This window comes from Actinoalloteichus spitiensis RMV-1378 (assembly GCF_000239155.1).
In the GTDB taxonomy this organism is placed as follows: domain Bacteria; phylum Actinomycetota; class Actinomycetes; order Mycobacteriales; family Pseudonocardiaceae; genus Actinoalloteichus_B; species Actinoalloteichus_B spitiensis.
In genome coordinates this window covers 1-7,476 of sequence record NZ_AGVX02000187.1, presented here as the reverse complement: position 1 = coordinate 7,476, position 7,476 = coordinate 1, and the positions used below count along the sequence as shown (strand labels likewise).

Here is a 7,476-nt window from a genome sequence, read left to right as displayed (position 1 = left end):
GAGCCGGTGACCGGCTCCCCGTCCTCGTCGGAGGACCGGCGGGGGTCGGGGAGACCGCGTCCGGCGTCGACCAGGGTCCGTGCCTCCCCGCCGGCAGCCGCACGACGGGTGGACACCGCGTGGTGGCCGCCTTGGACGGGCCTCGCTCAGGTGTGGGCCAACTGGGCGTTCCGGAGCTGCTCGGCCAGCGCCCGCACCTCCGCCAGGGCCTGCCCCGCGTCCCGGTGCTGCTCACCGGCCAGTTCCTCAGCGATCTCGTCGTGGCTGAGCCCGGCGGTGAGGCCACGGACGACCAGGGCGCCCGTCCTGTTCAGGACCCAGTAGCGACCGGTGCGCCGGTCGAGGAGGACCATCCCGTCCTCGGTCTCGGTCGTCGCCACGTCCGCGCGCAGCCGCAGGGGGGTCATCGCTCCTCCTGTTCTCGAGGGAACGGTCGAGCACCGGGGCGGCGGCCCCTCCGGGCGCGGACCGGCGCCGGTCCACCGTGTCCACGGTCGGGCTCAACCCCGTTCCGATCCCGCACCAGCGTTTGGCGAGACCCGGCCCGGAACAAGAGGGCCGAGGCGATCTCACTCCGGGAACCAACGGTCCCGGTGAGGTGCGGGCGGGACGTCACACACCGTCGTCACCCCGGCGCTCGGACCGTCCCCGCCCCGGGCCCGGGAACGGCCCCGTGACGCCGTCGTCCCCTGCCCGCCGCTCGGCGTCCACCGGGCCGTTCCTCCCCCGTGGACCACCCCGAATAGGGTCGGCCCGTGCGCATCTGTGTGTTCTGTGGATCCTCCCGGGGTCGGGGCGAACGGTACGTCGAGGCGGCCAGGGCCCTCGGCGAGCTCCTCGCGGCCCGCGACATCGGGCTCGTCTACGGCGGGGCCTCCGTCGGCACGATGGGGGCGGTGGCCGACGCGACCATCGCGGCCGGCGGTTCGGTGACCGGCGTCATCCCCACCCAGCTGGTCGACCGCGAGATCGCCCACCCCGGCCTGACCGACCTCCGGGTGGTCTCCGACATGCACGAACGCAAGGCGATGATGGCCGAGCTGTCCGACGGGTTCATCGCGCTCCCCGGTGGAGCCGGGACGCTGGAGGAACTGTTCGAGGTGTGGACCTGGGCGCAGATCGGGTTGCACGCCAAACCCCTCGGCCTCCTCGACGTCGGCGGCTACTACCAGCCGCTCCGCCGCTTCGTGGACCACATGGTCTCGGAGGAGTTCCTCGCCCCGGTGTTCCGGGACATGCTGCTCGTCGGGTCCGAACCGGCCGAGCTGCTCGACCGCTTCGTCCGGTACGAGCCCCCGGAGAACAAGTGGGCGAACTCCAGGGCACGGCAGCTCCTCGGCGTCGACGAGCGGAACGGCACCACGGCTGACTGAGGCGCGCCGGTGCCCCCACGGCGGTCCCGGTCGGCCACCGGGCACGGCGCCGCCGACTCGGGAGCCCCGGCCATCGGGTCCGGCGGGCCGTGGGGCCCGTCCCGGCCCGCCCCGCCAGCCGAATCGCACGACCCCCTGTTCGCGGCGTGCCGGTGGTACTACCCTCGGTGTCCGAGCACAGGAGGCGCGGGGCCGGGCGGACGCCAGGAGGTGGGTCGTGACGGGAACCGTTCGCGACGAACCCGAACTGCGCCTGCCCTTCCCCGACGCCTTCGCCGTCGACCCGTCCCCCACCTGGGCCGAACTCCGGCGGGACGCCCCCGTGCGCCGGGTCCGCACCGTCGCCGGTGACGAGGTCTGGCTGGTCACCCGCTACGACGACGTCCGCGTCGTGCTCGCCGACCCCCGGTTCTCCCGGGCGCTCGTCGTGCGGCCGGGCGCACCCCGCACCGCCGTCGCCGCCCCGAGGGCCGGCTCGATCACGGCGGCCGACCCGCCCGAGCACACCCGGCTGCGCCGCCTGGTCGCCGGCTCCTTCACCCAGCGCAGGATGCGCGAGTTCCGGCCGTGGATCGCCGCGCTCACCCACCGCCTCGCCGACGACGTGGCCGCCGTCGAGGGGCCCGCCGACCTGCGACGGCTGTTCGCGCTGCCCCTGCCCATCACGGTGATCTGCCACCTGCTGGGCGTACCCGCCGAGGACCAGCCGCGTTTCGCGCGGTGGTCCGAGGTCGTCTACAGCATGGACATGGCGGAGAAGGACGAGGTCGAACGGTCCTACGACGCGCTGGACGCCTACGTGACGACGCTGGTGGCCGAGCGGCGCTCCGCGCTGCTCTCGGGCCAGGAACCCTCCGGCGCGCTCCTGGACGAACTCGTCCTGGCCCGCGACCAGCAGGACCGGCTCAGCGAGGCCGAGTTGGTCTCCCTGGTGCTCACCCTGCTGGTGGCGGGCCACGAGACCACGGCGAACCAGATCGGCAGCTTCCTGATCACCCTGCTCCGCGAACCCGCGCGGTGGGAGCGGCTGGTGGCCGAGCCCGACCTGATCCCCGACGCGGTGGAGGAGCTGCTGCGGTTCAACCGGCTCGGCGAGACGGGGCAGTACCGGGTGGCGGCGGAGGACGTGACCCTGGCGGGGGTGCGCATCCGTGCCGGCGACGGGGTCATCGCCGCGATCGGTTCCGCGAACCGGGACGAGTCGGTGTTCGACTCGCCGGACTCGCTCGACTTCGGGCGGGGCGGTGGCGGCTCGCACCTGGCCTTCGGGCACGGCATCCACCACTGCCTGGGCGCCGCGCTGGCGCGGCTGGAGCTCCGGGAGACGCTGCGGACCCTGACGACGAGGTTCCCCCGCCTGCGGCTCGCGGTTCCGGTGGAGGAACTGCGCTGGCGCCAGGTCCTCATCAGTGGTGTCGCGGAGCTTCCCGTCCTCACCGCACCCCTTCCCGCGATCACAGCCCGTTGAGCTGGGAGAACGCTGCGCTGAACCTGACCGGCGGTCACCGCCGATCCGCCCGTCTCCTAGCCCGAAAGCAGCATCCGATGTTGCTGCTTTCGCTCGTAGAGTTCCCACTACTCCCCACGTACGGTGAAGCCACCTCCCTAGCGAGGGCCCACAGTGATTCACCTCCTGTCGGGGTCTGAGCCGGCATCCGCACTGGCCGGTCGGCTCGCCGGGACGGGACAGGAACCGCGCCGCAACACTCCTGTCCCGTCCGTGCCGTTCCCCGCTCCGCCCGCTGCGCCGTGCCCTCAACCTCAACGCCCTCCCCAGCCTTCTGCCCGTCGGCCTCCCGGGTCGGGCCCCCCGTGCGCCATCGCCCGGCGAGCGCTCGCCGGCGGCGCGGGGGTCGCGGGCGTTCGACCTCACCCGGGCAACGGGTCCCGGGGAGCCAGGGGCCGTCCCATCCCCTGTGGTCGAGCGACGGCACCGGAACGGCTGCCTACCAGGCCGAACGGGCCGCGCCCAGCCCCGGTCGCACTGGGGACGGCGCGGCGCCAGCACGGCGGGAGAACCTCCTGGCGCACACGCGCGTACGGCCGGTCCCGCCCTGGGGCGGAACCGGCCGTACCGGGGGGTGCCGAGCCCGGGGTCACGCGGGGCGTGGCACGCCCACCCGGTCCCGGCGGGGCCCGGACCAGGCCGGACCCCGACCGGCGCTCACTGCTCGGAGGTGACCTGGTAGGAGCGGATCACCGTCTGCTCCGCGCTGTTGCCCGCCGAGTCGGTGGCCGAGGCCCGCAGCGACACGAAACCCTCCTCCGGGTGCTCGACGGTCACCGTGCCGTCCACGACCTCCACGGACTCCCAGGTCTCCCCGTCATCGGTGGACACCTCCACCGACAACTCGGTGACCTCACCCACGGCCCGCTCCACGTCCACGCTCAGGACGTGCTCGCCGCCACCGGGCAGCCGACCCAGCAGGTCGGCCTCGCCGGCGGCCCCGGAGAACCGCACACCGAGCATCGGCAGCTCCTCGATCTCGGTCTCACCGGCGGTGCCCGAGTGGAAGGTCCACCGGGCCTCCACCGAGGAACCGAGGGACGACCAGGGCACGTCCCGCGTCGCGTTCGCCTCCACGGTGAACTCGGCCGGGCCGCTGGGCAGCGGCGCGAGCAGGTAGCCGACGTCCTCGCTGGAGGCGATGACCTCACCGTCGTGGGAAAGGGTCAGCTGACCGTTCACACCCTCGCCCACGTCGCCGAAGACGTCGTAGAAGTCGGCGTCGGAGGTCGTGAAGAGGCTCGACCTGATCACGGCCTCGTCGCCGAATCGCTGGGCGAGTCCCCGCACGGTGAGCGGAGCCAGGTTCCAGGAGCTCTCGGAGGAACCCGTCTCGTAGGCGCTGGTCCGGTCCCAGTACTCGTAGATCCCCGCGTCGGGGTCGCTGTGGTCGAAGCTCTCCATGTAGGAGAGGTTGTCCTCGACGCTGTAGTACAGGGTCTCCGTCGAGGGCACCTCCACCGTCCTGGGCACGCGGATGTACATGTGGGCGTAGTCGAAGCGCGCGATGACCGCCCGGTTGCCGGTGGCTTCGACGCCCTGGCCGTGGTAGGTCGCGGTGACCTCGGCCAACTCCTCGTCCGACGGGGCGAACAGGATCTCCTCCGGGATCTCGTCCACCAACTCGAAGGCGAGGTGGTAGGCATAGTCCTCGTCACCCGAGGTGGACTCCAGGATGGGCAGGTACGTCAGGGCGAAGGAGCCCTCGCCCGGTACCGCGTACAGGGGAGTGGAGCCGCCCCCGGCCATCCCGGCGACTCCCACCCCGAACAGCCGGTGCTCGCCGACCACGGAGCTGTCCCAGGCGGTGAGCTCAGCCGGCCGCTCGGTGTCTGCCCGCACCCGAACGCCGGGCGCCGCATCGAGCGTGGCCTCGGCATCACCCGAGGTGACGTCGATCCCCGACCCGATCACGTAGGTGTGGTCCTCGGAGATCTCCTCGTCGCCCTCACCACCCGGGTAGGTGGTGGTGATGATTCCGAGCAGGTTGTAGGTGCCCTTCGTGAGCCGGCCGACGTAGTCGCCGTTCTCATCGGGCAGGATCTGGGTGTCCTCACCCGTCTCGGTGTTCTCGGCGACCAGCAGCGCCCACTCCGGGGTCTCCCCCTCGCGGTCCAGGATCGTGAGGTCGAGGTCGTAGCTCTCCTCCTCGACGAACACCCCCGCCGGCGTGGACACCGACACCTCGCCGTCCGTGGCGACCAGCTGACCGCCCAGGTACCCGGTCACCTCGTTGACGGTGGGGTCGACGACGATCTCCACCTCGGCGGTACCGCCCGCCGGGACCGTCACCTCGCTCGCCGACAGCTCGACCAGCCCGTCCGGGGCCGCCTCGCCCTCCGAGCCGACCACGTCGAAGGCCAGGTCCAGGGTCACGTCCTCGTCACCGGAATTGCGGTAGGTGACGGTCTCCACCACCGGCTCCAGATCGGCTTGGGGCCACAGGAAGTTGCCCAACGACACCGCCGCCGGCTCGCTGACCACGGTCTGGTTGACGGCCCGTGCCACGTCCAGCCGACCGGCACCCTGACCGGCGACCCCGATGCCCTCCAACGGCTGGGCGGAGGCCATCAACGCGGCCCGGAAGTCAGGGGCCGTCCAGTCGGGGTTCGCCTGCGCCAGCAGGGCCACCGCGCCCGCCACGTGCGGCGAGGCCATCGACGTGCCATCGGCCGAGGTGTGGTGCTCATCCACCGGGGACCCCATCGAGGTGCCCGCCGCCCGCGCGGAGACGATCGCCGTTCCCGGGGCCGCGATCTCCGGCTTCACCGCGCGGTCGCCCACCCGGGGTCCCCGGCTGGAGAAGTCGCTGAGCTCGTCGGACTTCGTGACGCTGCCCACGGCCAGCGCCGCGTCCGCCGCAGCTGGACTGCTGACGCTCTCGTCCGCGCCGAAGTTCCCGGCTGCGATGACGAACAGCGTGCCGGTGTCCTCGGTGAGGGCGTTCACCGCCAGCGACATCGGGTCGGTCCCGTCGGAGTGCCACCCGCCCAGGCTCAAGTTGACCGCGACCGCGTCACTCGCTGCGGCCCACTCCATGCCCGCGATGATCGCGTCCTCCGGGCAATCGAAGGGGCCGCACACCTTGCCCACCAGCAGGTCGGCATCCGGCGCCACCCCCCGATGTGCCCCGTCCGAGGCGGTCCCCCGGCCCGCCACCGTGCCCGCCACATGCGTGCCGTGACCGTCCTCGTCCAACGCCGAACCCTCGGGGTCGACGAAATCCACCGCCTCGGTGACCGCATCCGCGAAGTCGGGGTGCTCCGGGTCGTAGCCACTGTCGAGCACCGCGATGGTCACACCCTCACCGGTGTACCCCGACTCCCACACCTCCGGCGCCCCCACCTGGGCGTTGCTCTCCTCGTCCAAGGGCCGGGCACGGCCGTTGAGCCACACCCGCTCCACCCCACCGGAGAAGACACGCGCCTCCGCGTCGTCCTGGGTGATCTCGGACCACACACCATCGGCGGAGTCCTCGTCCGGGTGCACCGCCACCGCGTTCAGGCTCTCCAACACCCGACCGGTGCTCGCCTCCTCGGAGAGCACCGACGCCCGCGCCCCCGGATCGCTGCCCTCGGCGTAGGAGACGATCAACGGCAGCGGACCGCTGTCGGCGAAGCCCTGCTCCAACAGCCCGTGCACGTCGAACAGCCGCTCGTCCAACAGGCCCGAGCGCACCAGGCCCAACGCGTCGGACGGGATCACCACCAGGCGATCCCCCTCGGCGTAGCGGACGAAGGTCACGTGCTCGCGCCCCTCCGCCGGTTCCACCCGCACGCCGAGTGCCTCCCCGGCCTGGCGGTGGACGTGCAACCGGTCACCGGTCACCAGCGTCAACACCTCCGCCCGTCCGGAGGCGCTCGACGTGAGCGGAGCATCCCTGTTCGATTGTTCGGCGGCGGTGGCGGAGGGCACGGCCAGGGCCAGGCTCAGGCCCATCAACACCGCACCCCCCGCCGCTGTCAGTCGTCGTGGTCGCATGAACTCCCGCTTCCTTGGCGTCGCCCTCGTGAGCCGCCGCGTGGCGTCGCGACGGAGCCTCACTCGGGATTTGCTGACGGTGAGCACGTTCACATACTGGCCGGTTCACGAAAAGATCTCGGTGCCATTCCGCACAAACGAGAGCGGAAACAGTGGCCACATTGCCGAGATCGCTCCGCCGAACGGTGTCGACCGAAAGTACGAGACGAACCGACCGACTGCTCCCGCTCCCGGGATGAGGCGGTCCGGTCCTCGTGCGCTGGCACACCACCACCTCCACCAGGGCGCGGCGGCGGTCCCCCGTCGCGTCGCGGTCCGATGGAGGGATCGCGGGCGAGGTCCGTGCAGCAGGCACCACCACCGACGACGAAGGAACCCCCGGAATCAGGGAAAGGAATTCTGCGCGATTGTGGAACTGACGTGGAACACGACCGCGTTCGTATCACCGCATTCGCACCACGTCCTCTCCTCGTGCGAGCGCGCTACTACCGAAACGGACGCCGGGCGGGCCTGGTCAGCGGGCCGGAACCTCTGACATCGCGGTCCCTCCCCGACCGCAGCGCCACGCGGATGCCGACCGGCCGGCCGGGCGGGAGACGCGGACCGGCCGGCCCC

General features: G+C 72.2%; 4 protein-coding genes. 2 read left to right on the top strand and 2 right to left on the bottom strand.

Annotated elements, in window-relative coordinates; translation table 11 throughout:
- Window positions 1–146 precede the first annotated feature (146 nt).
- Window positions 147–407: a lasso peptide biosynthesis PqqD family chaperone gene (locus tag ACTIDRAF_RS0209720; RefSeq protein ID WP_016698546.1), complete on the bottom strand. Its 261-nt coding sequence runs from the start codon at window positions 405–407 to the stop codon at window positions 147–149.
- A gap of 348 nt (window positions 408–755) precedes the next feature.
- Here ACTIDRAF_RS0209720 and ACTIDRAF_RS0209710 point away from each other — a divergent pair, with 348 nt between their 5' ends.
- Together ACTIDRAF_RS0209710 and ACTIDRAF_RS0209705 are read left to right on the top strand one after the other, a co-directional pair.
- A complete protein-coding gene (locus tag ACTIDRAF_RS0209710; protein WP_039786584.1) occupies window positions 756–1,373 on the top strand; it encodes an LOG family protein in 618 nt (205 codons plus the stop codon).
- Between the two features lie 217 nt (window positions 1,374–1,590).
- Window positions 1,591–2,841: a cytochrome P450 gene (locus tag ACTIDRAF_RS0209705; protein WP_016698543.1), complete on the top strand. Its 1,251-nt coding sequence runs from the start codon at window positions 1,591–1,593 to the stop codon at window positions 2,839–2,841.
- A 696-nt stretch (window positions 2,842–3,537) separates the two neighbouring features.
- Here the strand turns inward: ACTIDRAF_RS0209705 and ACTIDRAF_RS0209700 are convergent.
- Window positions 3,538–6,861 (bottom strand): S8 family peptidase, encoded by a 3,324-nt coding sequence (locus ACTIDRAF_RS0209700; protein ID WP_085944831.1) that lies wholly within the window; start codon window positions 6,859–6,861, stop codon window positions 3,538–3,540.
- Window positions 6,862–7,476 lie beyond the last annotated feature (615 nt).

Bases quoted from the DNA above. Each gene is read 5' to 3' on its own strand.
- ACTIDRAF_RS0209700 (WP_085944831.1), bottom strand. From the start codon at position 6,861: ATGCGACCACGACGACTGACAGCGGCGGGGGGTGCGGTGTTGATGGGC.
- ACTIDRAF_RS0209720 (WP_016698546.1), bottom strand. From the start codon at position 407: ATGACCCCCCTGCGGCTGCGCGCGGACGTGGCGACGACCGAGACCGAG.